Here is a 25,547-nt window from a genome sequence, read left to right on the forward strand (position 1 = left end):
TATTGAAGGGATTTCAGTCTGTAAGTTATGTCCATATTAGATACTCATTACCTTTTGGAAATCATGTCCGCCAATTTTTCGTTCATCTCCATTCGCTTCGAAAACCCCTCCACCGTCATTTTCCAAACGGAATGGAATTGTGATGAGCTTTTATTATTCCTGTTCCACTCGCGGAATATATCCGTAGGGAAAGCCAAAGCATAAAGAAATGCCCGATCTTTTTGATATTTTTTCAACTGTGGAACTTGCCAAAGCATCGTGGCAGCATCATCGAGATGGGGTGAAATCCGATTGGCATATTGTAAATAATCGATGCATCGTGGTGCCTTCGCCATTAAATCGAAATCGATTAAAGCAAGTGACCCATCTTCTCTTCTCAAAAAATTATGGTGGGCACAGTCACCGTGAATGATGACGTTTTTTTCCTTATCCCATTTTGATTGGTTTTTTTCAAACCCCTCCAAGGACCATTCCCCCCACCTTACCCACTCATTGATGATTTCATCTGAAACATATTGGCGAGTATACGAAATGTTCTTTTTGAATAATGACAATCTTTCTTTCCATTTTCTCACCTGATCAAATAGGGGAGCTTTGATCGACAGGTTTTCAGAAACATCGTGAAATCTTTCCAATAATTCAATGCCCTCCAACCGGTCTTTATGATGGGAAAAACGGAACTTTTTCTTGCTTGGAGGTATATAGTCCATACTGCCATACCATTTCCCTTTGAATTGGAACGGCATTAACTTCTGGTGAATCTGATACGTTTGTTCGAACCCTTTTTGACTTAACAAGGAAGTCAATTCCCTTTGTCGATCCCATTTTTCAAAGCTATCGAATCCTTTAAGAATGATGGGAGCATCTTTTTTGAATGAAATCATATAGACATTGCTCTGAAGATGATGGACGTTCTTTGGTCGGCGGTTTAAATAAGAGAGGAGACGAGTGTAAAAAACACTGTCCCCCTGATAATTAGTAGTCATCACTTTCGTCCGCATACGTAGGCATTCCAAATGTTTCAGGTGCTTGAACGCCTCCGAATTGACCTGGTTGACCACCCATTTGCCCTGGCATCATTGCTTCAGGGTGACCTCCGAGCTGTCCACGCATCATTCCGGGCTGTCCGCCAAACTGACCTGGCATCGCACCTGGTTGGCCCCCTAGTTGATGGCCATATGGATTACCCATCATATCTCCCATCTGGTTGCCGGGCTGGTTCCCCATCATGCCTCCCATTTGGTTGCCGGGCTGGTTTCCCATCATGCCTCCCATCTGGTTGCCGGGTTGGTTCCCCATCATGCCTCCCATCTGGTTGCCGGGTTGGTTCCCCATCATGCCTCCCATCTGGTTGCCGTATGGATTACCCATCATGCCTCCCATCTGGTTGCCGGGTTGGTTCCCCATCATGCCTCCCATCTGGTTGCCGGGTTGGTTCCCCATCATGCCTCCCATTTGGTTGCCGGGCTGGTTTCCCATCATGCCTCCCATCTGGTTGCCGGGTTGGTTCCCCATCATACCTCCCATCTGATTGCCGGGTTGGTTCCCCATCATACCTCCCATCTGGTTGCCAGGCTGGTGGTTCCCCATCATGTCTCCCATTTGATTGCCGGGCTGGTGGTTCCCCATCATGTCTCCCATCTGATTGCCAGACTGGTGGTTCCCCATCATGTCTCCCATCTGATTGCCGGGCTGGTTCCCCATCATGCCTCCAGGAGGTCCTCCTTGATATTCTTGAATTTGAATTTCATCCACCGATTCTACTTCATATTGCATTGGATGCTGTTTTTCCCCCATTAGACTTTGAATACTAGCTCCCGCATAGGATTCTGAGTATTGTGGTCTGCCTTTATGGAATTGATGATAATCAGGGTGATGGTGCGCCTTGCTTTGCGTTTCCTCCATAGCATAGTATTGGCCCTTCACTTCTTTCTCTGGTCCATATGTTCCTATTTCTCCCTTGTTGCAGCCACAATCCTCACTTTCGGCTTGCATATTGGACTGCATATAGGGCTGCTGTGGATAGTATTGGAAATTCGAAGCATTCGACGATGACGACTCGGAAGATGACTCATAATGGTGCGGCATATATGCACCTGCAACTTGTTGTGGAGTTCCGCCATACATATGATGTGGGACGGGTGCTGAAGCTTGATATGGATAGTATTGCTGACCGGCCTGGTTTTGACTGGCTCCTTGGACGGTACTTTGACCCATTGAATGCATATCAGGAGATTCTCCCCATACGTCTGAACTTTCTTCCATCATTTGATAGCCTTGCATGCCTTGAACACCTTGTTGATAGTGAGGGGCTCCTTGAAAAGCTCCTTGGACTCCATGCATGGGCATGGATGCCCATGGCGGTGGATCGATGCAAAAACCGCTACCTGGCATAATAGGGGTGATTGGAATGCAATCGTCTACCGGTTCACATATTTCCTGAACAACTGGCTTCTTTTTTGATTTTTTCTTTACCGGTTTTTCTACCGGCTTCACCGCTTCAACCTTTTTTGGGGGAGTTGGTGGAGTTGGTGGCTTCTGTACACTCATGTTGGTCATATTGACCAAATAATAATTATTGATATCTATTTCTGGTATCACTTGTTTCGGTACCTGAACCTCTTTAGGTACGACGATTTGTTTTTCCTTAACAGGCATTTCCTTAATAGGCATTTGTTTTTCTTTAATAGGCATTTCCTTAATAGGCATTTGTTTTTCTTTAATAGGCAATTGATATTCTTTTATCACAGGCTGTTGAAATTTCTGCTGTTCTTTTATGGGTGCTTGATATTTTTGCTGTTCCTTCATTACGGGTTGTTGTTGAATTTGCTGTTCTTTCATTTGAATCGGTTGAATTTGAGATTCCTTGGATTGATATGTCACTTGTGGCGCGCCCATCTCTTTTTTAATTGATCCCGATGTATTTCCAGGTATATTAATTTTCATGCCCGGCATCATCATATCCGGATTACTTAACTGAGAATTGGATTTTTTCAGTTGTTCATAACTGACGCCATATTTTTTTGCGAGCTTCCAAAGCGTATCGCCTTTTTGGACTATATGAATTTTCACGCTGATAACCCCTCCTGTGCATATGTCCATATATACTATGATGTAGTGGGTAAATTGCCATTATTATTTATCATGAAAACTTATGCTTGATGAAACTAAAATATGAATGAAAGCCACACAGTCGGAAAAACCCGTTCAAATGAGGGGTTAGCAGGATTGACCGCTTTTTGCCAGAGGGCATTTCTGTCTAATCGATCCGAACTTTGGGTATAAGGTATAGGATTTATAAAATGCTGATCAAGATAGCACTACATAAAAAACAACAACCTAGGAGGATATCTAAATGAAATGGAAAGGAAGACAAAAGAGTTCGAACGTTGAGAACAGAAGAGGAATGGGTGGAAAGAGCATCGCCGGGATTGGTGGCGGATTTGGCATAGTTGTCGTTTTGATCGTTATGTTCCTAGGTGGCAACCCGAGTGATCTTTTGAATGGCCTTGGTTCCAATGATACTACAGACAATGGCTCCTATGAGGAAACGGACCAGGAGAAGGAGCTAACTCAATTTGTCTCGGTCGTTCTTGGAGATACCGAGCGGGTTTGGGCGGAAGAGTTTCGTAAGCAAGGTCTAGAATATAAAGAGCCCACTCTCGTTTTGTATACAGGAAGTGTCGACTCGGCCTGTGGAACGGCCGGTTCTTCAGTGGGACCCTTTTATTGTCCCGGTGACATGAAGCTTTATATTGACTTGAGTTTCTATCAGGAACTTCAAGATGAGTATCAGGCACCCGGAGATTTTGCAATGGCTTATGTCATAGCTCATGAAGTGGGACATCATGTACAGACCCTATTGGGCACGTCTAGAAAAGAAATGCCCGACCGGTCAAGGGTCAGTGAAAAAGAATATAATAAATATTCTGTTCGACTGGAACTTCAAGCTGACTATTTAGCAGGGGTATGGGCTCATCACGCTCAAGGAGAGAACTTACTTGAGGAAGGCGATCTCGAAGAGGCTTTGAGTGCAGCCAGTGGAGTGGGAGACGACACCATCCAAAAGAAAGCTCAAGGGTATGTTGTTCCTGACAGCTTTACGCATGGAACCTCCGAGCAGCGAAAGCGCTGGTTTAATAAAGGATTCCAATCTGGTGATATGAACGGAGGCAATACTTTCAAGGCAAGTAACCTATGATTGTACAAGATTGAGGGCGGACGTTTCCATGTGCCTCCCTCTTTTTTGCTGCATTCACCCGCATGCATTTAAGGAACACCATGGGTAAATCGACTTTCATTCGATTAGCCCCTTTATTTTATGGTAAACTATTTGTACATAACGAGGTGAAGGATCATGCAAAAAAAGAAATTATTAGGCGAAGAAAGACGAACCAAGCTCTTACATATCCTACAAACAAGTTCACAGCCTGTTACCGGTAGCGAACTCTCCCAAATAACCAATGTGAGCCGGCAGGTCATCGTCGGTGACATTACCCTTCTTAAAGCACGAAATGAGCCGATTATCGCTACTAGCCAGGGGTATATCTACTTGCAAACCGAGACTAGACAAAACCCGGAACGGACCATCGCTTGTCAGCATGAGCCCACTCGAGCCCAGGAAGAATTATTTCTACTTGTCGATATCGGCATAACCGTCAAAGATGTGAAAATAGAGCATCCCGTGTATGGGGACTTAACGGCTTCCATCATGGTCAGTAATCGGAAAGAAGTGGCATCCTTCCTTTCAAAGGTTACTAAAACAAAAGCCACATTATTATCGGAACTGACTAGCGGCATTCACCTTCATACCATTAGTGCCGCTTCAGAAGACTTACTGGACGAAGCCGAAGAGGCGTTAAGTGAGGCCGGAATTTTGGTTAACTAAAAAAAGGACACTTCGAAGCACGTCTTTCGAAGTGTCCTTTTTCCTTACGACTCACTTCCACTCTCACCCGATTCATTACTTATTAATTGAGCAATCAGGGTGAGGATGGCCCCTATTGCTTGAATCCAGCTCCCCAATACTTGTATGGATTGCGAATCTAATTGCCCCTCACTATTTCCATTGTTCCCATTCCCTTCGTCTCCATATCCTAGACTTCCATACCCTTGGCCCCCTAGGCTCGCATTCCCTTGATTCCCATATCCTTGGCCAGCACTTAAGTCTTGGTCCCCACTTTTCAAATCGATGATGCCAGCGAGGGCTTGTAATGAATTCCCCACTGCTTGCAATATGTTACCCACTATATTTATTCCTTCGGCCGGCGAATTTTCCGTTATATCAGCTGCAGAAACGCCTCCGCCCAAAGCTTGAATGAAGTTTCCATCTATGACCAATATTTGTTTCGTTTCATCTGAAAAATCCCCAATTAATCCTGTAATGACGGTGGAGTTTCCAATGGCTTGGATAGCACTTCCTATTTGATCCAGGGTGAAAGCTTCCTCCCCATCCGCAATCACCGCATTCCCCGTTCCCTGAAGGACATTCCCCACCACATCCAAGTTTGTAGCCGTCTCCTCTTCCGGTACAAGAGTCGGCGTATTAGCGATGGCGGATAAAACCGTTCCGATGGCTTGAACCCAAGAACCAAATGTTTCTTTGAACTGATTCCCCATCTTTACCGCACATCTCCTATCCTCTACTTTCATCTATTTTCGTTTATTTGTGGTCAGATTCTGTATAAGGACATCATTACGATAACTAACCCCTTGGATATGTATTCTCGTCTTTACATTACTCTATTATATGGGCTAGATGACTTAACGTTCTTTAAAATAATGGGCCTCCTATTTTCTATGAAGAAACGAACTGAACTCCTCGTCCTCAAAGAAAACCGTGATCAAAAAAAATATCCCTGGAATATATCCAAGGATTTTTCACCATACAGTGTCCACTTCCTCGTTCTGTTTCTTATCGGTGCACCAATCCATTTTGAACCGTAAAGCATGGATAACTGCCCAAGATGGAAACGGTACAGCCAAGGGCCTCTAGTTCGGAAATCGTGCCCGGGATGAGCACCTCGTCAAGTGCCATTTCTACATCGATAATGAAGAAATAATGGCCCAGTCCGGTTTTCATCGGCCGAGATTCAATTTTGGATAGGTTGAGCTTCCTCCATGAGAAAGCGGAAAGGACTTGATGAAGCTGTCCCGAATGATCGGCCGGAAGCTGGATCATCAACGTCGTTTTACTGTCTCCCTCAGTCGTCAAATGCCCACTGAAATCGACCTCGCCGTTGGATACGACAATGAATTTGGTGTGGTTATGCTCATAGTCGTGAATATTTCGTTCAAGAATCGTCAACCCATACTCCTGTGCTGCCATTTCGTTCGCGATGGCTGCAATTTTGGCATCCGGATTCTCCATTACCATTTTTGCTGCTGCAGCCGTTGACGTAACATATTCAAATGGGATGCCACTTAGATCTTTATGTAGGAATTTACGGCATTGTGCAATAGCGTGTGAATGGGAATAGACCCTATCCGGTTTAAAGTCAGGATTGGCATGATCCGGATGAACCATGTAATGCTGTTGGATAGGAATCGTGATTTCCCCTTTAATCGGAAGCCTCACTTCATGAACCAGGTAATCCATCGTTATATTTACCGAACCTTCCAACGCATTCTCGATTGGGACCAGCGCATGGCTTACTTCCCCATCGCGGACAGCGTCGAGACTGTCTGGAATCGTACTCATCGGAATTTTACTATCATTAGGAAATAAGCGAGAGACAGCTAAATCCGTGAACGTTGCTTTCGGTCCAAGAAATGCTATTTTTGAAGTCATATTATAATCCCCTTTTCACGGACAATCTATTGTTTATGTTATGCCATTTTCTGATTTATTACAATAGTTAATCTTTAATGACCACACATAAAAAAAAGCCTGTACAATGAACTGTACAGGCTTTATTCTATGCACCATTCCCAAGGATTTCGACCTTTTCGACGAATTCCATTTTACGCAATCTTGTTAAAAGATCATCAATATCCACCGTCATCCCACTCGTGTTGAGCGAGAGAGTGACGTTGGCACGACCCTGTAAGGGAATCGTTTGGTGAATCGTCATGATGTTGCAGCCAGATGAGGCGACCAGTCGTAAGAGCTCCGATAGAGTCCCGGAACGGTCTTCGAGGTAAAAGAACAGAGTGATTAGCTTTTCTTTGACAATCGTATGAAACGGAAAGACCGTGTCCCGATATTTGTAAAAGGCGCTTCTACTCAGATCCACTTTTTGTACCGCTTCCCAAACTGAATCTGCTTTTCCCCGTTCAATCATTTCTTTAGCATCCAGCGTTTTTTTCATCGCTTCGGGGAGGACATCCTCTCGAACGAGGAAAAATTTCTGATCGGCCTTATTCAAAGTCCGCACGCTCCTTTTGCCTACCACCATGGTTTTTACATATTATCAGTCAATAAATTCAAATTCATATTCAAGGATACGAACGATATCCCCGTTTTTCGCACCTTTTTGGCGCAATCCTTCATCGACACCGAATGAGCGAAGTTGTCTAGCAAAACGCTTGATGGATTCTTCACGTGTGAAGTCCGTCATTTTGAATAGACGTTCAATCTTGAATCCTTTAACAGCAAAGCTGCCATCCGATTCACGCTCGATATCAAATTCATCTGAAAGGGCTGTATGTTTATAAAGAACACGATGAACCCCGGTATTCTCTTCTTCATGATCAAGCGGGAATTCAGGTGTTTCTTCGATTTTATCGGCAATTGCATAAAGAAGTTCACGGATACCTTCACGTGTTACAGCTGAAACCGGGAAGACCGGGAATTCCTCTTCAAGCTTTTCTTTGAATGCCGCTAAATTATCTGCTGAATCAGGCATATCCATTTTACTGGCTACGATGATTTGCGGACGTTCAGTCAAACGAAGATTATACTCTTCTAGTTCCTTATTGATTGTCAGGTAGTCTTCGTACGGATCTCTGCCCTCAAGGCCAGACATGTCTATCACGTGAACGATGACTCTTGTTCTTTCAATATGGCGCAAGAATTGATGTCCAAGACCTACTCCTTCAGAAGCACCCTCAATTAGCCCCGGTAAATCGGCCATGACGAAACTGCGGTGATCTTCCGTTTCAACCATACCAAGATTCGGCACGATTGTCGTGAAATGATATTCGGCAATTTTAGGTCGGGCTGCTGATACGACTGAAAGCAATGTAGATTTACCAACACTCGGGAATCCTACAAGGCCTACATCAGCCAATAACTTCAGTTCCATGATAATATCGCGTTCTTGTCCTGGTTCGCCATTTTCACAAATTTCCGGTGCCGGATTGGCTGGTGTCGCAAAACGGGAATTCCCGCGTCCACCACGGCCGCCTTTAGCGATAATGGCACGTTGTCCATGTTCAACTAAATCTGCGATGACTTCTTTCGTTTTTTCATCAATGACAACTGTACCAGGTGGAACTTTAATGACCATATCCTTCGCAGTTGCACCATGCATATTTTTAGACATGCCGTGTTCCCCGCGAGGCGCCTTGAAGTGACGTTGATAACGGAAATCCATCAACGTCCGCAATCCTTCTTCCACTTCAAATACGACGTTTGCTCCATTGCCGCCATCTCCGCCGGCAGGTCCGCCTTTTGGTATGAATTTCTCTCGACGATAAGCAACGATTCCGTTACCACCATCTCCGCCTTTTATATAGACTTTCGTTTGATCGACAAACATGCTATCACTTCCTTGTTTTCTGCAAGTCATTTCTTGCTGTATACTTCTCTAAAACTTAATATCCATCTTAAAGAATAATTCATTCTCATTACAAATACGCATTTCTATTGATTGCTCCGCTGTTAAGGATTTTTCTATAAATTCCACCACCGCGGATTGATCATTGAAACGGCCCTGCAAATGAAAAGAACAACGCATATCACTTATTTCTTTTTTACACATAGAAACAGCCAGTACATTTTCTCCAAAAGGATCGAGATTCTTTTCTAAAACTTTAAAGTAATCGTTCGTCCAACGAGACATCAACTCGTCCAACTCATTGGAGCCCGCAAAAACATCGATAATTTCAAATTCACATTGAAATGTTGAATTACTCCAATTCGACGTCAACAGCATCTCGCTGAACTTTGGCATATTCAAACTAGAGAGCCTTGCCTCATTCTGGGTTTCAATTATGATCTCGTCAATGAATCCTTTGACGCGATCAATTCTATTCAACTCCAAATTCCCTTTTATAATTTGAATTCTATTCAGCCAATCATGTCTAGTCTGACGAAGCGTTTCAATAGTCGTCCAATTTTTATCCATTATTAACACCTTCAATTATGATAAAGAAACTTTTTTTTGGCTCTATCATGTTGAATACTTCCATTTGTATCAGTATATCAAAAAACAAAACAAACAGGAAATGAAGCTCGATTCACATGCCTTCATATGAAAGCCCCCGTCCAAAAAATACAGCCACACACCCTGAGTTCTTTGGACGATGGTAGAGCCGTTTGAACTTGCAAAGAGAATGGGCTTATTCATGCAACAATTGGAGATATAATAGTTGAATTGAACAGTCTATTTAAATTCAATCAATGTGTTAGTTAGAGCAATCCAGGATTTTACCCCCTAAAGTATAAGAAAGCCCGCCAAAACTGGCGAGCCTTTTGTGAATCAGAGGTGGTTTTCCATACTAATTGACTAAAATCTCCTGCAAAACGCTGGTTATTCATCATATTTATAGTATAAATAAAGGGCCGGACCCCTTCTACACTATATAAAGCATACCATTATCAATAATGACGCGATATATAGTGTCTCATAGAAGGAATCAGACCCTTTTGAGTCAGCCTCTGTTCAAAGATGCCAATTATGCTTCTTGTGCAACTGGATATACGCTTACTTTTTTACGGTCACGTCCGAAACGTTCGAATTTAACAACACCGTCTATTTTTGCAAATAGAGTATCGTCTCCACCACGGCCTACGTTCTCACCTGGATAGATTTTTGTTCCGCGTTGACGGTAAAGGATAGAACCACCAGAAACGAATTGACCATCTGCACGTTTAGCGCCTAAACGCTTAGAGATTGAGTCACGTCCATTCTTTGTAGAACCTACTCCTTTTTTCGAAGCGAAGAACTGAAGATCTAATCTTAACATTTGTTCCACCTCCTACTGGTTGAGGATAATTTTCATATATTTACCATAATCACGTTCGATGGTTTGTAGCGATATGAGCATTGCGTTCAAGAGCAATTGCACCTTCTCTTCGGATTCCGGCGAAAGATTCCCCGGGATGACGCAGCGAAGGTAGCCGCCGTCTTGCCCTTGCTCAATCTCAGGTTCTACATCCGTTAAGGACATAATCGCATTGACCGATCCAAAGGATACGGCCGATACGCCTGCACAAACGATATCGGAACCTTTTTTAGCAAAATCAGCATGTCCGCTTAATGTGAACGAAGTGATCCGTTCTTGCGGAGCATCAAAGATAACTTTAATCATCTTGATATCAGCCCTTACGCGTTGATTGCTTCAATAACAACTTTAGTGTATGGTTGACGATGACCTTGTTTTCTACGATTGTTTTTCTTCGCTTTGTATTTGAAGACAGTGATTTTCTTTTGCTTCCCTTGTTTCTCAACAGTACCTGTTACAGTAGCGCCTTCCACTAGTGGAGCTCCGACTTTCACGTCCTCGCCACCTACGAATAAAACTTTGTCAAATGTAACAGTTTCGCCTGCTTCAGCGTTTAATTTTTCAATGTAAACCGCTTCGCCAGCTGCTACTTTAATTTGTTTTCCGCCAGTTTCGATAATTGCGTACATACTTGCACCTCCTTGAATGTCTCAGACTCGCCAATCACAGGCGTTTTGTCCAGAAGACAAAAAACTTAAGACCTGTTGTTGAGCGGTTGTAGCACGGGTGCTACAAACATAACATTAAAATCCTATCATGAAACCTGAATGACTGTCAATACATTTGTTGGATTTCTTGTCCATCACTTTACTGACCGCTTGATTTCTTCATAACTTCCGAAGCGCCTGATGGAATATGTATGGACCGGGCCTGGAACATAAGAGATCACTAGCTTTTTGGATATTAGTTCTTCCAATGTCGCTTTATATGATTCCTTTTCCCCCAACAGGACATCCCCCACTGATTGGCTAAGTTCCACCCAAACGGCCTCATCGTCCGTTTTGCGGTGCTCCAGCAACTCCCGCTCCAAGCGGAAGGCAACGGTTTCAGCGCTTTCCACCTTTCCACTTCCATTGCAGGTTGGGCAAGGAACCGTCATGGTTTCACTAAGCGAAGGGGATGTCCGTTTTCTCGTCACTTGAAGGATTCCTAGTTCAGTAAATCCGACAACCTTCATCCGCATCTCATCTTTCGCGGCTTCCTTTTTGAACAGATCGATGATTTCAAGCCTGTGTTGCGGTTTCTCCATATTGATGAAATCAATCAAGATGATTCCACTAATATTTCTAAGCCTCAGCTGACGGGCGACTTCTTTTGCTGCCGCTGCATTCACTTCAAAAAGCGTCGCTTCCTTTTCCACCTTGCCTGTAAACTTCCCTGAATTGACATCGATTACGGTGAACGCTTCGGTTTCTTCGAAAATCAGATAACCCCCATTATCGAGCCAGACCACTTTTTTCATGGCCTTTTCGAACTGGTTATCTAGATTCCGTTCTGAAAAAATGTTCTTCGCACCAGTCTCATAGGATATACTCCATTCCTTACCATTAGTCAGCACCCACTTTTTCAACTCTTGACTCGCATCAAAATTGTCGATAAAGAGCTGACCTGATACCGTTTTCGCCATTTCAGCGATAACCATCTCTAGGAATGTATCTTTCTCATAGAGGAGGGCAGGTGCCTTCATCGTACCGGACTTTCCTTCCAGTTCTTTATACAGCTGCCTCAGTGTATTCAGCTTGTCGAGAAATGCCGACTCACTTTCCTTCTCCATCGAGGTGCGAACAATCAACCCCTCGTCCTTTTGCTTATATTCTGTTGCTTTTTCTCTCCAATACTTTTGCAAACGTTCATTTTTGAATTTCTTCGACACACCAACATAATCTATTCCATGTATGTAAACGAGGGAATCCGTCGAAAACTCGATCAGCCCCGTCAATTTCGCCCCTTTTGTACCCGTTTCATCACGGCTCACCTGAACGAGCAGCTTTTCACCCTGTTTAACATAATGATTGATGGGTGATTTTCCATCACGCTTCGTCAGTTGATATGCCGGAATTTCATCCCGATGCAGAAAACCATTCTTGTCTGCACCATAATCGACAAACACGGCATCCATTCCTGGCAAGACCTTAGTCACTTTGCCAAGATAAATATTACCTACCGTACTATGTTGATGAGGTGGCATGACTTCGACTTTCCGTAACACTTCATCTTCTAGGACAGCTACTCTCTTCTCACGCGAAGATAGGTTCACAATCACTTTTTTCATCAAAAAAATCCTCTCCTCAATTTGAAGAAAGGATATCATATTTAATAAGAATATAACAGGTCACCAATTTGCCCATTGGTCATTTTCTCGGAAAAATAGGCATGAAGTATTTCCGTCTCATCCAATGAGCCACTCTCTTTCCCATTTTTCATGATGATGACGGGATGCTTGCAGCCACGTTGAAACAATTCCAGCACTTTATAAATCGGTTCATGGGCATCCACCATGATGGGTTTTAATTTGGCCAGATCATTCGTGTTTCCGTAATGGCGCTGCAGAAGAAACCGCATGAACGCATAATATCGCTGTCGCCACTCCATGATTAGAGAAAGACTGATAAAAAAGATGATCAGCCAAATATTCAGGTTAAGCGGTTCGAGAAGAAGCCATGTTAAAAACGCCAATACAGCGAATGCACCAGAAAAATATAAGGTATATTTCTGAGCCTCAAGGAAGGTACAGTATAGGGAAACACCAATGAAGAGTAGCCTTCCCCCGTCCAATGGCCAAATTGGCAGCAGGTTAAAGAACAACAACATAAGATTCATATAGAAGAAGGAATGATACAGATCAGAAGAAACGACAGAAAAGAAATAGAGCAGGTAAGCCGCTCCAATGAGCCATATATGTTGCAGTGGACCCGCCAGTACGACTGCAAGATCTTCCTTCAAACTTTTATTGCCATATTCCTCGGTCTCGACAGCCCCACCAAAGGGGAGGAGCTGAATCGACTTGATCCGCCATTTAAAATACTGTGCACACGCAGCATGTCCCATCTCATGGATAAATACGATGAGTAAAAGCATCATCACTTCAATAAAGTGTGCCGTAAGGATGGCGATTCCTATGACGAACCACAGCGTCGGATGAATCTTGATTTTGGACAGTAAGTTCGCGTATTCAGTCAAAGGAAATCACCTTTTTAGGATCGATGAATGCATCATTTTCTTTAATGGCTAAGTAAAACCTGCCTTTGGAACCATCCTCGCTTACTGTGACCTGTCCTACTTCTTTCCCTTCCCTCACCAGATCATAGAGCTTCACATCAATCTTTTCCAACTGGCCATACCATGACTCACTTTTATTGGCATGCTGTATGACCACAGTCTTACCGATTCCTTCTTTTTCTCCTGCAAAAATGACCACCCCCTCATTGATGGCTTCGACCTTGGACCCTAAGCTCGTTTCCATTATGATTCCCTCGCCGTTCGCCTCGAAGGTTTGGGTAATCTCCCCCGATGCAGGCATCGCATATTCTTCACCTGAATCCGCCGTTTCAGTAGTGGATTCAGTCGGTAAAAATGCGATAGGTTTGCCAAATGCATTTTCATACCAACTGGAAACCGATGCAAATTGGAACTCTTGGTTCATGTTTTCCGTAACAAAGCTTCTGGCTGAGTCCAAGCGAACGGAAGGGTGCTTGAACATCACGGCAACCACTAAGAATAGGCAAATGCTCACCAAGATTTTCAAAAAGAAATATTCCTTCTTAAAGAGCGGATGATCTTTTTCTGAATACCCGTCAAAAGATTCGAATTCGTACGGGTTCTCCTTTTCAATCTCCGTCCAAGTACTGTTAAGCACTGGGCTATCCTTCACCTTTCGTCTCTTGGCGATACGATTGCGGATATCTTTCCTGCGATCATCCATTCCAAATCTACCCCCTGCTCATATCAAAGCGCTCATATTAAAACTTATGAGCAACCTGTCCAGACTATGACGAGGAATCGTTTTTCTTTACGACAGATGAATGGTTTGCGTTTTAAAAACGAATGGACGAAAGAAAAAAAGACTGATTTTCAAACGTTTTGAAAGCCTTTCCCTTTTAATAATGGAAGAGGTGAAAAATCCAATTGATATTCACCTACTTTATTTGTTATAATGAAGTTGTTTTAACATTATTGAGGGGGAACAATTTTAATATGTCAATCGAAATAGGCAGCAAAGTACAAGGTAAAGTAACAGGTATCACTAATTTTGGAGCATTCGTAGAATTACCAGGAGGCTCAACAGGTCTTGTGCATATCAGTGAGGTAGCGGACAGCTATGTAAAAGACGTTAATGACCATCTTAAAATAGGCGACCAAATTGAGGTAAAAGTGATCAGCGAGAAAGACGGAAAAACTGCCTTGTCCATCAAAAAAGCTATAGATAGACCCGAAGGACAAACCTCTTCTTATACTAAACGCCCACCACGCCAAGGCGATAATCGTAATAAAGATTTTCGTTCTAAAGGCAATTTTCAACCTAAGGAAAACTTCGAAGATAAAATGGTCCGTTTTTTAAAGACTAGCGAAGAGAATTTATCTACGCTCAAACGTAGTACAGAATCAAAACGTGGCGGTAGAGGCGGAAGACGCGGATAACCTGTTGCATTTATAATACTTTAGTACAATAGATAAGGTAAGCCTATTATAAGGCTTACCTTTTTTATATCCATTTTTCGATAAAAATAAAAAAAGCGAGGGCATGGAATGCTCCCGCTTACTAAATTAACGCACACTAAAGAATTTTTTCAATTTAGACATGAAACCTTTTTGCTCTCCACCAATTGGAGTCAACGGCACAGATTCACCAAGAATCCGGCGGGCAATGTTCCGATAGGCAATCGAGACCCTGTTGTCCGGATTGTAAGCTATCGGTTCCTTTTTATTCGCAGCCACAATGACCTGATCATCATCAGGTATAACACCGATAAGATCAATTTTAAGGAAATTGGTTACTCCGTCAATATCCATTTCTTCATCTTCATGTAAAAGGTGTCCACGGATTCTATTGATGATCAATTGAGGAGGATCGATATGCTCTTCTTTCTCAAGCAGGCCGATGATACGGTCTGCATCACGGACGGCCGGTCTTTCAGCGGTGGTGACGATGATGGCCCTGTCCGCACCCGCTATCGCATTCCTAAAGCCCTGCTCGATACCTGCCGGACAATCGATCACGATGTAATCATAGTCCGGTTTCATATCACTGATCAGTTTCTTCATCTGTTCCTCATTCACAGCTGATTTGTCACTGTTTTGTGGAGCCGGAAGCAAATAAAGCAAATCTTCGAAATGCTTATCTTTAATAAGTGCTTGATGAATTTTACAACGCCCTTCGACTACATCGACCAAGTCATAGATGATACGGTTTTCCAACCCCATAATCACATCTAAGTTCCGAAGACCAATATCCGTGTCAATCAAGCAAACCTTTTTGCCTAGAAGAGCTAACGACGTTCCTAGATTGGCTGAGGTGGTCGTTTTGCCGACACCACCCTTACCAGATGTTATAACTATTGCCTCTCCCACGATTAGAGACCCCCTTCTAATCTATTTAAATTAGGTCTATATTTCTTCAAAACTTGCAGTTTATCAATGATGATATTTTCTTCGTCGTCCATGAACGCACATTCCAAGTCATGTCCAAATTTCGTATATTGGTCAGGAGATAAGTTCACTTTCCCCGCAATTCGCAATTGTGCAGGTTTCATGATGGATGCAGCGATGATGGCCTTTTTATTCCCCAAATAACCAGCGTGGGCAATGCCTCTCAGCTGTCCCATAATATAGATGCTCCCACCAGCTCGGACAGTACCATCTGGATTGACATCGCCAATGAGCAACAAATCGCCGGGCACTTCAAAAACCTGTCCCGATCTTATCACCCTGGTCAAAGTTGTCACTTGGTTTTCGTCTTTCCACTGTTTCGCATCTTCCTTTGACATGACATTCGAAATCAACTCATCAACGATAAGCTTTTTCTTTTTATGAATAACTTCTTTGATTTTTTCCTTCTGGTCTGCATCTAGATAGCGGTTCCCGGTATGTACTTTAACGGAAATGGACGGGTCGTTTTCTTGAAACTGATAGTTTGCCGAAAGCTTCACTTCTAACTCTTTCAATAATTCGGAAAATGAGCAAGAATCATCGAGATGAAGCATAAACCCGTCCTTTGTCCCCTTAATCATAACATTTTGCTGAATTCTTTTATTCATGACGTTTGTTTCACCTCAATGAAATATAATTCGACATAGGAAAACAATTTACCTTTTTCTACGCACATGTTAAAGAGAAAATACATTTTAGACCGCATCCAACAGTCCAGTGAACGTTATTCCATTTCTCCCTGTAAATCAAACTTTTCAATAAGTCTCTTTAAGGGGTAGCAACTAATAATAATAAAAATGAGATTCAATATGAGTGTTGGAATGAATCTCCTGTCCACAAATTCCCCGAATCCCATATCCGCAAAAGTAAGAATATGATTCATTTGATAAGATACACACTCTACAATTGCCGTAAAGACAAGTGCCATTAAACAGTTAATGAGAATATTGTTTTGAAGGATCTTCATACTTTTGGAAATCAAATATGCTAGAAAAGGTAAAAGGAACATATAAATCCCCAAAATCTCCGTATATACGACATCATAGGTCAGCCCCAAAATGGCTCCATACAACATCCCCAGCTTCCTTGAACCATACATGGTCAGGAAGAAGACGAAAATGATCATGAAACGGGGAACGAGAATGTTATTGCTTCCAAAGACATCCCCCGCGAAAAGTTGCGCAAAGATACTTTCAAAAACGAAGAAGAGTAAGGCTACAAAAGAAAGGATGAAATGTTTCACTTAGCTTCATCCTCCCCTTCACTTTCTTCTTCAGCTCCCTCAACTTCACGTTTAACGACCATGACATTATTGATATCATAGAAATCCGTTGACGGCTCAATATATGCGGTTTGGTTCAATCCATATTGATCCACCTTCACGTCAACAACCTTACCGATTAGCAGACCTTTAGGAAAGATCCCGCCATAACCGGATGTGATGACCTTAGAGTTTTTCTTGATCTTTTTATCATAAGGAATCCGTTTCATTAATAGAAGATTCTTCTCATCATCGAACCCTTCTATCAAACCATATGCCTTATCATTACCCTGGACGATAGCTGAGACGCGGTTCGCTTTATCGATCGAACTCAAAAGCTGAACGGAAGCCGTGAATTCAGTCGTGGCTTTAACTTTACCGATCAAGCCATTGGCAGTGATGACAGCCATATTTTTTTCCACACCGTTACGCTCGCCTTTGTTAATTGTTAGCATTTCATGCCAGCGGTCCGGATTACGACCTATGACCGTTGACTGAATGGGTGCATACTTTCGTAAGTCATCTTCTTTTTTAAGATTATCACGAAGCTCTTCATTTTCTTCTTTCAAATCCTGCACCTGCGTTTTCAACAAGACGTATTCATCCAGACGAGCTTTTAATTTCTTGTTTTCATCGTATGTATGCTGAAGGTCTTTTAAATCCCCTACAAAACCTGTAATACCCGATACTGGTTTATTAAACACATTACCAACCCAACCGGTTGTATCCTTCAAGAACTTTTCGGGCCAAGTTAACTCTTCTCTCTCTTTTAATGAAAAACCGATCAATGCCACGAGAACGATAATACTAACGAGCAAGAGAAGGAGCTTTTTATTAAAAAACTGTGGCATGATGATCTGCACCTCTATTTTAATTTACTCTATTTGCATGAAGTATAATAATATCTTCTGTCAAAAAACTACACATTTAAGACAGGTAAAAAAATAGAAAAGCCGGCTCAAAATTGCGATCTTTTGTTGAGCCGGCCTTTTTTATAAGTACCGCTTAGCGAGAATCTCTAGATTTCGTCTTGAATAAGTGAATATGGTCCAAAGCTTTCCCTGTTCCAATCGCTACACAATCAAGAGGGTTTTCGGCAATAATAACCGGCATTTGCGTTTCTTCACTGATGACTTTATCCAAATTACGCAGTAAAGCACCGCCACCTGTCAATACTATGCCTCTATCCATGATGTCAGCTGCAAGTTCCGGTGGAGTTTTTTCCAACGTGTTTTTGACAGAATCCACAATGGCTGACACTGTATCACGTAATGCTTTGGATATTTCCTCTGCCGTAATTTCAATCGTTTTTGGAAGACCCGTCAATAAATCACGACCACGAATTTCCATGTTTTCGATTCCTTCTGTATCACCTGCAGAACCGATTTCCATTTTAATAGCTTCCGATGTACGCTCACCAATCATCAAGTTGTAGTTTTTACGTATGTAAACGATGATTGCATCATCCATCTCATCACCAGCAATGCGGATTGACTGGCTTGTCACGATACCGCCAAGGGAAATGATGGCCACTTCCGTAGTACCTCCACCAATATCAACAACCATGCTGCCTGTAGGTTCCCAAACAGGAAGATCCGCTCCGATAGCAGCTGCAAATGGCTCTTCAATCGGATAAGCATCGCGAGCACCAGCTTGTCTAGCTGCGTCAATCACTGCACGTTGTTCAACAGCCGTAATTCCTGAAGGCACACAAATCATGACATATGGCTTGTTGCCAAATACGCCTTTTTTCTGAGCTTCTTTCATATAATATTTCATCATCGTAGCCGTTGTTTCATAATCAGCGATTACGCCATCTTTCATAGGACGAAGTGCCACTACATTTCCCGGTGTACGGCCAATCATGTTTTTTGCGTCTTTACCGACAGCAACGATCTGCTTTGTATCTGTCTGCACGGCAACAACCGACGGTTCACGGACAGCAATGCCTTTTCCTTTAACATAAACGAGCGTATTCGCCGTTCCTAAATCAATTCCTATATCTCTTGCGCCAATTCCAAACATTATGGTATCTCCCTTTCGTAAACAAAAATGCCTTTTTATAAGTTCAAATGATAATTTGTCGTTTTTTGACAATAGGTTTTTGAAAAAAGTTCCCTCTTTTAAAAATCATAAACAACATTATATCGTATCGTCAAAAATTTGGATAGTGTCATAAATAACCTTTTTCCTTTAAACTCACATATTTATGCTCCCCGATGATGATATGGTCCAGTACTTCTATCCCCATTATTTTACCACATTCTACTAACCTTTTTGTCACTTCAATATCTTCTCTGCTGGGAGAAGGATCTCCGGAGGGGTGGTTATGAAGACAAATGATAGAGGCTGCCGACCTACGGAAGGCTTCTTTAAATACTTCGCGTGGGTGCACAATCGAAGCGTTGAGGCTGCCTATGAAGACAGTTCGTTTATGAAGGACTTGGTTTTTCGTATTTAAGTAAAGACAAACAAAATGTTCCTGCGACAAAAAACGCATTTCTTCCATGCAATAATTGGCCCCGTCTTCCGGAGAACGGATCACATAGCGGTCTTGATCATTTAATTTATGGATTCGTCGGCCAAGCTCTACCGATGCTAGAATTTGAATTGCTTTCGCTTCCCCGATTCCCTTGATTTCAGTCAATTCCTCTACGGACGCTTCTTTCAAAAGCCGGAATCCCTCAAAAGCCTTGATAAGCCTATTGGAGAGCTGAAGCACAGATTCCTCCTTAGATCCCGTCCTTAACAAAAGCGCAAGTAACTCTTGATTCGAAAGGCTCTGGGGACCATCCTGCAAAAACCTTTCACGAGGCCTCTCTTCTTTCGGATAATCCCTGATTAACATCTTTTCACTCAAAGCATCCACCCTTCCTTAATAAAAGGGAGGAAATCAGTCCGAATTCTTACGTCCACGCGGATTCCATCATCTTTAATTCTCTTGCTAGCCTTGAAACTGGGAGTCCGACTACCGAGAAATAGTCCCCATTGATTTGTTTGACAAGAAGCGAACCCAACCCTTGGATCCCATAGCTCCCAGCTTTATCAAATGGTTCACCACTGTCCAGATAACGTTCGATTTCAGGTTCTGATAGCTCCCAAAAAGTCACTTCTGTTTTTTCTGCGAATATGCTGCTGTGCTCACCATATAGAATGGCCACACCTGTATAAACTTCGTGTGTTCTACCCGATAACATTTCAAGCATTCTTTTTCCATCAGCACGATTGGCCGGCTTTCCGAGGATTTGCCCGTCAAGTACCACGACGGTATCGGAACCGATTACCCAGCTGTCCGGATATCTCGTTGCAATGGCTTCCGCTTTCCTTACAGCTAATTCTTGCACTGCGTCCTCTGCCTGCATGTTTTCGTCAATACTTTCATCGACATTGGAATTCATACTTTCGAAGGGGATTTGTAGGAATTGTAGAAGTTCTTTACGGCGTGGTGATGAAGAAGCTAAAATTAATGAATGCATAATAAAAAATCACCTTTCTTTACTAGGAGAGATACCTTTTCATCCTATCAAATTATGAAGAATTCCACAATTATTGTTTACCAGGAATCGACAAAGATTCAGTCTTATTTCCTGGAAAATAAAAAAAGGTCCCTAATTCAAACAATTTCCTCCTAAAGGGGAACTTTTTCTTTAGAAAACAGCTTCCCCTTCACATACCTGTTCTTAACTCCCCATACTTTGAAAACCCTTTAGAAACTTCAATAGTTTTCCCTGTGCCTCTAATAGCTGTTCATCCTTTTTGGACGTCTCATACTCACTGATCAGCTTGGCTGCAGCCGCTAAATGGGTGTTCATTTGTGAAAGCTCTGATGAAAGTTTCTCATCCTTTAGCTTATCCATATCTTTTTTCAACGTTTCAGCATCCCATTTCGTTTCCTTCCCACGAAGCTCTCCTGATGAAATCTTTGATAGGGATGAATAAATCTCCTTCATGACATCCAGCGTTTTCTCTTCTTCTGCACTTATTCCCGACGCTTTTAAATCAATTTCCTTCCAAAATACTTCCACATCATAGGTCTTTAAAAATAAAGCTAGCTCTTTACTTGAAATCAAGCTTTCAGCTGAACCTAGGAATAAATAATAGCTGTCCTCCATTTTGAATATTTCAGCAGGAACCTGTTTTTCCACGATTTTCTCCTGGATTTGTTTCGCGGCATCCTCGCTACTGAATATCCCACCTTGAACCAGGAACGTTTTCAGTTCCATCCCCTGCCCTTTTTCACCCCCGCTATCATTCTTTACAACTGGGGATGCCGTCGTCGTGATAGCTGTTTCGACCGGAGAATCCGTTGCCTTTTCCTTCGTTATGGTATTTACGGCGATAAGGCCCAGTACCGATCCAAATAAAATCGCACAAAAAACAGCAATCACAAAAGTCTTTACAGACCTGTTACCAGGACGTTTGCCCGTATGTGTATTAAAACCGATAAGTTTCGGCATTTTCTTCTTAGGTGGTGTAGGAACCAATACAACCTTGTTTTCTACGGAATCATCCGGCAAAATCCACTCGAAACTATCATCCGGTTGTTCCTTACTTGCAGCCTCTGGAATTTCCTCTGTAGACTCCCGCTTATTTTCACCCACAAATATTTTTTCTTCTCCATTTATTTTAATCTTTACCCCTTTACGTTTTTCGGACTTGTCCACTTATCTTCCTCCTCTCTGCTTCATTTTTTTCATCCTAACATAGGGGCAAAAAAAAATAACAAGACTTTTGTCGTCTTGTCATTAATAGGTTTCGTCATTTTTCTCTTTTCATTTATCTGTCACTAATTCAGGTGATACATCTTCAAAAGGGATAGCTTTTCCATCTCCTTCATCACCGCAAAGTTTACGTTTCTCACCGTATAGACATATTCCTACGACCTTATTATCCAAGGCAGTCACATAGGATTCATTAATTGAAGGGTCCCAGTACTCTTTCGTATCAGGGTCTACCACCTTATCGAGAAACCCAGCTTCGACAAGCTCCTGATAGCTGATTTCTGTCACACGATCTCCACGCATGACCTTATCCTTTAAATAAAAATTCGAAGCATCCCTAAAAGCATAACCATTTGAAATGAACGCATTCGTCCGAGAATTCTGTATCACATTGAAAAAAATGGGGACGGCCACTGCAGCCAGTATCCCTAAGATGACGATCACCGCCAAGACCTCCATCAATGTCATGCCCTTTTCATTATCCACATCCCTACATTTTCGCTCCCTCATCCTAATTGCCCGTATCCATATCAGCATCATCTCTTTCACTTGTGCTGAATGGATTTTTCTTTTCACTAGGTTTTGGTGTTGCGACAATCGGGGTCTGGTCTTGCAAATCCGTTAATGAAGGATAGTAATAAGCAGACACAGTCAGGCCATACTCTAAAGGTTCTTGGCTTTGGTCACGGGACCTGACTTCCTTAGCTCCCTCGAAGGTTAAGCTGTCTATCGTAAAAATTCGATTTGTTGCTTGAATGGAATGAATAAATTCCAACATTTCATCATAAGAAGACGATTTTACATTCATCGTCGCTGATAGCTTTTTCAAACTATTCGGCAGTGTTCCTGGTGCCTCAGTTACAGTATTATCCTGAGGTTCAGTCATTGTTTCTTTTGAATCCGAAGTACCTTTCCCTTCATCTTCAGGAGCTTGATCATTAGCATCTGAACTTTTAGATGCAGGTTCTTCCTCTCCTGTTGCCTCAGACAGTTTAGGTTCTACCGGAGTTTCTCCATCGGCAAATGCCATATCGACAATAAAGCTATTGGACACGACTTCTGCTTTTTCCAGGTTCAATACAAACTGATCAGTTAAGGGTTGCACAGGCAGTCTTTTTTGCAATTCTGTCGTCGATTCAAAATCAACACCCGTCCCTGTACCAACTTTCATTTGGACCATCTCTAAAATCTGTTCTTCATTTTTTAATTCGGATGTCTTAGAGGCCAGTTCTTTTTTTACCGGATTTAATAGATAAAAGTATAGTAGAATAAAGACCAAGGCAAAGACAAAAAGGGTGCCAGCTAATAAGAATAGTTCCTTTTTATTGAAAAACCTCATCATTCAGAAGCACCACCCTTTTCCCCGGCTTGTTCCTCATCGTCTTTTATAGCTTCTTTTACGGCAGATTTGTCGAGAATAATAGTATACACAGCCAGATAACGCGGTAGAAAGGCCTCTGTTTCTTCCTCAACGTTTTCTATCTCCCTTTCCATTTCCTCAGTGGTCACTGATACCAATTCAGCGGTCCCTATCAGTTTAGACTTAGTCAATTCGCTCAAATAATAAGCAGCTTGCCTTGAGGTATCAAACTGGACGGTTAATTGAATGGAGCCATCTTCATTATAGGAAAAAGCATCGAAGAAACCTCGTTCTGGAAGCAGGAAAGTTAACTGGTTTAACACAAACACCGTATCGATTGGAAACGTATCAGCCCAGTCAATGACACTATGTAATTCAGTAACGGAATTTCCGGAATTCTGTGTATTGAGCATATTTTGTTCTACCGTAGCTGTCGCTTCCCTCACTTGCAATATCTGCTTATCCATGCTTCTAATCCGGTCTGTTTGCAAAGAATATTGCCAATAAAACAAAGCACCCACTGCTAATGCTATCAAGAATAAGAGAATCAGATAAATGAAGAAATGTGGATTTCTTTTTTCTTTCTTGGGGAGTAAATTAATGTCAACTAGCATGATTATTTCACCCCTTTGATGGCCAATCCAACGGCAGAGTGGTATCGCTGCAATAAAGGAGCATCATCCATTACCATTTCCATGTTTTCATTTATGATTGTGATAGGAAGATCCATATGGTCTGAGAGTTTTTCGGAAATCTCCTCAAGATACGGATGATCTCCGGTGACTAAGATGGTAGAAACAGAGTCCCGACCACTATTTAAATTATATTTATAAAAGGTCAGCAATCGATCAATCTCTACATACGTATCCTCGAGCGATTGAAAATAAATATCTCTGTCACCTTGATAAGCGAGTGTTTCCACTCCGCTGCTTGATGAGTGATCGACTTCCCATTCGGAAACCTCATCGGGAAGCAAAATATGACGCATGAATACCGGTTTATCTTCAACAAAAATGGTCGCTGTCACCGAAACCACATCTAATTCTAACAACATGAGCTGTTCGCTGGAATCCAAGTCTCTAGATACATCCCATAATCGATAGATTGCGAGTGAAGCGATATCGGCAGCCAAAGGCTCTAGTTTAGTACTTTCTAGCAAATCACTATATTGCGAGACCAGCTCTTCTGAAGCTGCAAACAAGAGAATCTCCTTACCTTCCGAATTATCCTCCAGGGATACCGTATCGAAAATCGGATCCTCAAACGGTAAATGAATGCTTGTGCCCAGCTCCAAATATAAAAACCCTTCGATCTCATCTTCTTTTATTTCTTTTGGAATCATCATTTTACGAATCACGACAAACGGGTCCGGCACTAAAAAGCGCACTTGTTTTTTCGAAATTTCCCATTCTTCAACACATTGCTCTACAATCATCTGCAGCGTTTCATAATCGAGGATTTTCCCTTCTTTAATGATTCCAGGCGGCAGATACCGTTCACCATATGCTTGCACGATAGGTGGATCCATTTGCTTTAGCTCTACATACCGGATTACATAATCTTTGAAGATTAAATTTACTATTCGATTTTTTCCGCTAAAAAAAGAGAAAGCCATAGATAGATACCCCTTACTTTAAATTCATCTTAAAAAGTTCAAATACCACTGTAAAATGGAATCGCCCCAGAAATAAGCAGTCAATGTACCACATACAATATACGGTCCAAACGGGATTGCTGTTTTCTTCTTGACCACGCCGGTCAGAATCCCGATGATACCAAGAAACGCTCCATAGAATGTGGCAAATAAAAATGATAACAGCACCAGTTTCAGCCCTAGTGCAAAGCCAAGTACACCAAAAAGCTTGATATCGCCGCCACCCATGCCACCTTTACTTGCAACGGCAATCAAAAGCAGCAGGCCAAAGCCAACGGCCGCGCCTATAATGGAATCCCACCATGGGGATAGTGGATAAAATACTCGTAAAAATAAAAAAACCACTGCAAAAAAAAGCAGGATCTTATCAGGTATAAGCATATAAGCCATATCGGAAACGAAGATGATCATCAATAACGAGATCAATGCCCAGGTCACCCATAATTCACTTGTCCATCCTAGAAACAAAGGAGCAACAGCGAACAAAATGCCTGTCAGCAATTCAACAACCGGATAAAGTGGGGAAATCCGGGCTTCACAGCCACGGCATTTCCCGCCTTGTATCACATAAGAAACAACCGGTATTAACTCAAACGGCGACAAGGTTCGTCCACAAGAAGGACAAGCTGAACGCCGATTCGTAAATGACTTGTTTGCCGGTACACTTAAACCGACTACGTTATAGAATGAACCTAGGGTTAGACCTAGGGTGAAGAGTAAGAGATAGGTAGTCAT

The 25,547-nt window shown here is 42.3% G+C and carries 29 protein-coding genes and 1 other annotated feature; of the genes, 3 read left to right on the forward strand and 26 right to left on the reverse strand.

Features of this window, described 5'->3' with window-relative positions; translation table 11 throughout:
- Positions 1 to 47: 47 nt before the first annotated feature.
- Together AC503W_RS13880 and safA are read right to left on the reverse strand one after the other, a co-directional pair.
- Positions 48 to 986 (reverse strand): phosphotransferase, encoded by a 939-nt coding sequence (locus AC503W_RS13880; RefSeq protein WP_402869849.1) that lies wholly within the window; start codon positions 984 to 986, stop codon positions 48 to 50.
- Positions 976 to 3,072 (reverse strand): SafA/ExsA family spore coat assembly protein, encoded by a 2,097-nt coding sequence (gene safA / locus AC503W_RS13885; protein ID WP_427686644.1) that lies wholly within the window; start codon positions 3,070 to 3,072, stop codon positions 976 to 978. The genes AC503W_RS13880 and safA overlap by 11 nt, the downstream gene beginning before the upstream one ends.
- 283 nt (positions 3,073 to 3,355) lie before the next feature.
- Between safA and ypfJ the strand changes: the two genes are divergently transcribed.
- On the forward strand, positions 3,356 to 4,201 hold the full coding sequence (ypfJ, locus tag AC503W_RS13890; RefSeq protein WP_427686646.1) for a KPN_02809 family neutral zinc metallopeptidase: 846 nt from the start codon (positions 3,356 to 3,358) through the stop codon (positions 4,199 to 4,201).
- A gap of 153 nt (positions 4,202 to 4,354) precedes the next feature.
- Positions 4,355 to 4,888, forward strand: coding sequence for a transcription repressor NadR (locus tag AC503W_RS13895; RefSeq protein ID WP_427686798.1), 534 nt, complete (start codon positions 4,355 to 4,357; stop codon positions 4,886 to 4,888).
- A 44-nt stretch (positions 4,889 to 4,932) separates the two neighbouring features.
- On the opposite strand, the gene AC503W_RS13900 is transcribed toward AC503W_RS13895, so the two are convergent.
- The 11 genes from AC503W_RS13900 to AC503W_RS13950 all read right to left on the reverse strand — a co-directional run bounded on the left by AC503W_RS13900 (position 4,933) and on the right by AC503W_RS13950 (position 14,092).
- Positions 4,933 to 5,619, reverse strand: coding sequence for a DUF6944 family repetitive protein (locus tag AC503W_RS13900; RefSeq protein ID WP_427686648.1), 687 nt, complete (start codon positions 5,617 to 5,619; stop codon positions 4,933 to 4,935).
- Between the two features lie 295 nt (positions 5,620 to 5,914).
- Complete coding sequence (pheA, locus tag AC503W_RS13905) at positions 5,915 to 6,790, reverse strand: prephenate dehydratase (protein ID WP_427686650.1); 876 nt, start codon at positions 6,788 to 6,790, stop codon at positions 5,915 to 5,917.
- 127 nt (positions 6,791 to 6,917) lie between these two features.
- A complete protein-coding gene (locus tag AC503W_RS13910) occupies positions 6,918 to 7,367 on the reverse strand; it encodes an ACT domain-containing protein (RefSeq protein ID WP_402875772.1) in 450 nt (149 codons plus the stop codon).
- Positions 7,368 to 7,412: 45 nt separating this feature from the next.
- Entirely contained in the window at positions 7,413 to 8,702 is a 1,290-nt protein-coding gene (gene obgE, locus AC503W_RS13915; RefSeq protein WP_402875773.1) for a GTPase ObgE, read from the reverse strand.
- Between the two features lie 48 nt (positions 8,703 to 8,750).
- Positions 8,751 to 9,290, reverse strand: coding sequence for a Spo0B C-terminal domain-containing protein (locus AC503W_RS13920; protein ID WP_402875775.1), 540 nt, complete (start codon positions 9,288 to 9,290; stop codon positions 8,751 to 8,753).
- Between the two features lie 550 nt (positions 9,291 to 9,840).
- A complete protein-coding gene (rpmA, locus tag AC503W_RS13925; RefSeq protein ID WP_402875777.1) occupies positions 9,841 to 10,131 on the reverse strand; it encodes a 50S ribosomal protein L27 in 291 nt (96 codons plus the stop codon).
- Positions 10,132 to 10,143: 12 nt separating this feature from the next.
- Positions 10,144 to 10,476, reverse strand: coding sequence for a ribosomal-processing cysteine protease Prp (locus tag AC503W_RS13930; RefSeq protein WP_402958202.1), 333 nt, complete (start codon positions 10,474 to 10,476; stop codon positions 10,144 to 10,146).
- A gap of 14 nt (positions 10,477 to 10,490) precedes the next feature.
- Positions 10,491 to 10,799, reverse strand: a complete 309-nt coding sequence (gene rplU / locus AC503W_RS13935; protein ID WP_402875780.1) for a 50S ribosomal protein L21 — start codon at positions 10,797 to 10,799, stop codon at positions 10,491 to 10,493.
- Positions 10,800 to 10,812: 13 nt separating this feature from the next.
- Positions 10,813 to 10,897, reverse strand: a sequence feature (ribosomal protein L21 leader region).
- Positions 10,898 to 10,972: 75 nt separating this feature from the next.
- Complete coding sequence (locus AC503W_RS13940) at positions 10,973 to 12,442, reverse strand: Rne/Rng family ribonuclease (protein WP_427686652.1); 1,470 nt, start codon at positions 12,440 to 12,442, stop codon at positions 10,973 to 10,975.
- A 41-nt stretch (positions 12,443 to 12,483) separates the two neighbouring features.
- Positions 12,484 to 13,350: a M50 family metallopeptidase gene (locus AC503W_RS13945; RefSeq protein WP_402875783.1), complete on the reverse strand. Its 867-nt coding sequence runs from the start codon at positions 13,348 to 13,350 to the stop codon at positions 12,484 to 12,486.
- Positions 13,343 to 14,092, reverse strand: a complete 750-nt coding sequence (locus AC503W_RS13950; RefSeq protein WP_427686654.1) for a peptidoglycan DD-metalloendopeptidase family protein — start codon at positions 14,090 to 14,092, stop codon at positions 13,343 to 13,345. Before AC503W_RS13950 ends, AC503W_RS13945 begins: the two co-directional genes overlap by 8 nt.
- Positions 14,093 to 14,364: 272 nt before the next feature.
- Between AC503W_RS13950 and AC503W_RS13955 the strand changes: the two genes are divergently transcribed.
- On the forward strand, positions 14,365 to 14,808 hold the full coding sequence (locus AC503W_RS13955; protein ID WP_402875787.1) for a S1 domain-containing RNA-binding protein: 444 nt from the start codon (positions 14,365 to 14,367) through the stop codon (positions 14,806 to 14,808).
- Positions 14,809 to 14,934: 126 nt separating this feature from the next.
- Here the strand turns inward: AC503W_RS13955 and minD are convergent, their stop codons facing one another.
- The 13 genes from minD to AC503W_RS14020 all read right to left on the reverse strand — a co-directional run bounded on the left by minD (position 14,935) and on the right by AC503W_RS14020 (position 25,547).
- Positions 14,935 to 15,738 carry a septum site-determining protein MinD gene (gene minD, locus AC503W_RS13960; protein ID WP_402875789.1) on the reverse strand — a complete coding sequence of 268 codons (804 nt, stop codon included), beginning with the start codon at positions 15,736 to 15,738 and terminating at the stop codon, positions 14,935 to 14,937.
- A 2-nt stretch (positions 15,739 to 15,740) separates the two neighbouring features.
- Positions 15,741 to 16,424 (reverse strand): septum site-determining protein MinC, encoded by a 684-nt coding sequence (minC, locus tag AC503W_RS13965; protein WP_402958197.1) that lies wholly within the window; start codon positions 16,422 to 16,424, stop codon positions 15,741 to 15,743.
- Between the two features lie 116 nt (positions 16,425 to 16,540).
- Complete coding sequence (mreD, locus tag AC503W_RS13970) at positions 16,541 to 17,059, reverse strand: rod shape-determining protein MreD (protein ID WP_402958195.1); 519 nt, start codon at positions 17,057 to 17,059, stop codon at positions 16,541 to 16,543.
- A complete protein-coding gene (gene mreC, locus AC503W_RS13975) occupies positions 17,056 to 17,928 on the reverse strand; it encodes a rod shape-determining protein MreC (RefSeq protein WP_402958193.1) in 873 nt (290 codons plus the stop codon). Before mreC ends, mreD begins: the two co-directional genes overlap by 4 nt.
- 154 nt (positions 17,929 to 18,082) lie before the next feature.
- Positions 18,083 to 19,102 carry a rod shape-determining protein gene (locus tag AC503W_RS13980; protein ID WP_402875797.1) on the reverse strand — a complete coding sequence of 340 codons (1,020 nt, stop codon included), beginning with the start codon at positions 19,100 to 19,102 and terminating at the stop codon, positions 18,083 to 18,085.
- 148 nt (positions 19,103 to 19,250) lie between these two features.
- A complete protein-coding gene (gene radC, locus AC503W_RS13985; protein WP_402875860.1) occupies positions 19,251 to 19,925 on the reverse strand; it encodes a RadC family protein in 675 nt (224 codons plus the stop codon).
- Positions 19,926 to 19,983: 58 nt separating this feature from the next.
- Complete coding sequence (locus tag AC503W_RS13990; RefSeq protein WP_407407944.1) at positions 19,984 to 20,553, reverse strand: Maf family protein; 570 nt, start codon at positions 20,551 to 20,553, stop codon at positions 19,984 to 19,986.
- A 204-nt stretch (positions 20,554 to 20,757) separates the two neighbouring features.
- Positions 20,758 to 21,741: a hypothetical protein gene (locus AC503W_RS13995; protein ID WP_494914581.1), complete on the reverse strand. Its 984-nt coding sequence runs from the start codon at positions 21,739 to 21,741 to the stop codon at positions 20,758 to 20,760.
- Between the two features lie 108 nt (positions 21,742 to 21,849).
- Positions 21,850 to 22,284, reverse strand: coding sequence for a type II secretion system protein (locus tag AC503W_RS14000; protein ID WP_494914582.1), 435 nt, complete (start codon positions 22,282 to 22,284; stop codon positions 21,850 to 21,852).
- A gap of 25 nt (positions 22,285 to 22,309) precedes the next feature.
- Complete coding sequence (locus AC503W_RS14005; RefSeq protein WP_494914583.1) at positions 22,310 to 23,140, reverse strand: hypothetical protein; 831 nt, start codon at positions 23,138 to 23,140, stop codon at positions 22,310 to 22,312.
- Positions 23,137 to 23,772: a hypothetical protein gene (locus tag AC503W_RS14010; protein WP_494914585.1), complete on the reverse strand. Its 636-nt coding sequence runs from the start codon at positions 23,770 to 23,772 to the stop codon at positions 23,137 to 23,139. Before AC503W_RS14010 ends, AC503W_RS14005 begins: the two co-directional genes overlap by 4 nt.
- A gap of 2 nt (positions 23,773 to 23,774) precedes the next feature.
- Positions 23,775 to 24,773 (reverse strand): type IV pilus biogenesis protein PilM, encoded by a 999-nt coding sequence (gene pilM / locus AC503W_RS14015; protein WP_494914586.1) that lies wholly within the window; start codon positions 24,771 to 24,773, stop codon positions 23,775 to 23,777.
- 24 nt (positions 24,774 to 24,797) lie between these two features.
- Entirely contained in the window at positions 24,798 to 25,547 is a 750-nt protein-coding gene (locus AC503W_RS14020) for a prepilin peptidase (protein ID WP_494914587.1), read from the reverse strand.

This window comes from Peribacillus suis (genome assembly GCF_059384845.1).

Excerpts from the sequence above, each read along its gene's own strand:
- obgE (WP_402875773.1), bottom strand. The coding sequence starts at position 8,702 with ATGTTTGTCGATCAAACGAAAGTCTATATAAAAGGCGGAGATGGTGGT.
- AC503W_RS14020 (WP_494914587.1), bottom strand. The coding sequence starts at position 25,547 with ATGACTACCTATCTCTTACTCTTCACCCTAGGTCTAACCCTAGGTTCA.
- AC503W_RS13950 (WP_427686654.1), bottom strand. The coding sequence starts at position 14,092 with ATGGATGATCGCAGGAAAGATATCCGCAATCGTATCGCCAAGAGACGA.
- AC503W_RS13920 (WP_402875775.1), bottom strand. The coding sequence starts at position 9,290 with ATGGATAAAAATTGGACGACTATTGAAACGCTTCGTCAGACTAGACAT.
- mreC (WP_402958193.1), bottom strand. The coding sequence starts at position 17,928 with ATGCCACAGTTTTTTAATAAAAAGCTCCTTCTCTTGCTCGTTAGTATT.
- pilM (WP_494914586.1), bottom strand. The coding sequence starts at position 24,773 with ATGGCTTTCTCTTTTTTTAGCGGAAAAAATCGAATAGTAAATTTAATC.
- AC503W_RS13930 (WP_402958202.1), bottom strand. The coding sequence starts at position 10,476 with ATGATTAAAGTTATCTTTGATGCTCCGCAAGAACGGATCACTTCGTTC.
- minC (WP_402958197.1), bottom strand. The coding sequence starts at position 16,424 with ATGAATAAAAGAATTCAGCAAAATGTTATGATTAAGGGGACAAAGGAC.
- AC503W_RS13880 (WP_402869849.1), bottom strand. The coding sequence starts at position 986 with ATGACTACTAATTATCAGGGGGACAGTGTTTTTTACACTCGTCTCCTC.
- radC (WP_402875860.1), bottom strand. The coding sequence starts at position 19,925 with ATGTTAATCAGGGATTATCCGAAAGAAGAGAGGCCTCGTGAAAGGTTT.
- AC503W_RS13990 (WP_407407944.1), bottom strand. The coding sequence starts at position 20,553 with ATGCATTCATTAATTTTAGCTTCTTCATCACCACGCCGTAAAGAACTT.
- pheA (WP_427686650.1), bottom strand. The coding sequence starts at position 6,790 with ATGACTTCAAAAATAGCATTTCTTGGACCGAAAGCAACGTTCACGGAT.
- AC503W_RS13900 (WP_427686648.1), bottom strand. The coding sequence starts at position 5,619 with ATGGGGAATCAGTTCAAAGAAACATTTGGTTCTTGGGTTCAAGCCATC.
- AC503W_RS14005 (WP_494914583.1), bottom strand. The coding sequence starts at position 23,140 with ATGATGAGGTTTTTCAATAAAAAGGAACTATTCTTATTAGCTGGCACC.
- ypfJ (WP_427686646.1), top strand. The coding sequence starts at position 3,356 with ATGAAATGGAAAGGAAGACAAAAGAGTTCGAACGTTGAGAACAGAAGA.
- rpmA (WP_402875777.1), bottom strand. The coding sequence starts at position 10,131 with ATGTTAAGATTAGATCTTCAGTTCTTCGCTTCGAAAAAAGGAGTAGGT.
- AC503W_RS13955 (WP_402875787.1), top strand. The coding sequence starts at position 14,365 with ATGTCAATCGAAATAGGCAGCAAAGTACAAGGTAAAGTAACAGGTATC.
- AC503W_RS14010 (WP_494914585.1), bottom strand. The coding sequence starts at position 23,772 with ATGCTAGTTGACATTAATTTACTCCCCAAGAAAGAAAAAAGAAATCCA.
- AC503W_RS13940 (WP_427686652.1), bottom strand. The coding sequence starts at position 12,442 with ATGAAAAAAGTGATTGTGAACCTATCTTCGCGTGAGAAGAGAGTAGCT.
- rplU (WP_402875780.1), bottom strand. The coding sequence starts at position 10,799 with ATGTACGCAATTATCGAAACTGGCGGAAAACAAATTAAAGTAGCAGCT.
- AC503W_RS13980 (WP_402875797.1), bottom strand. The coding sequence starts at position 19,102 with ATGTTTGGAATTGGCGCAAGAGATATAGGAATTGATTTAGGAACGGCG.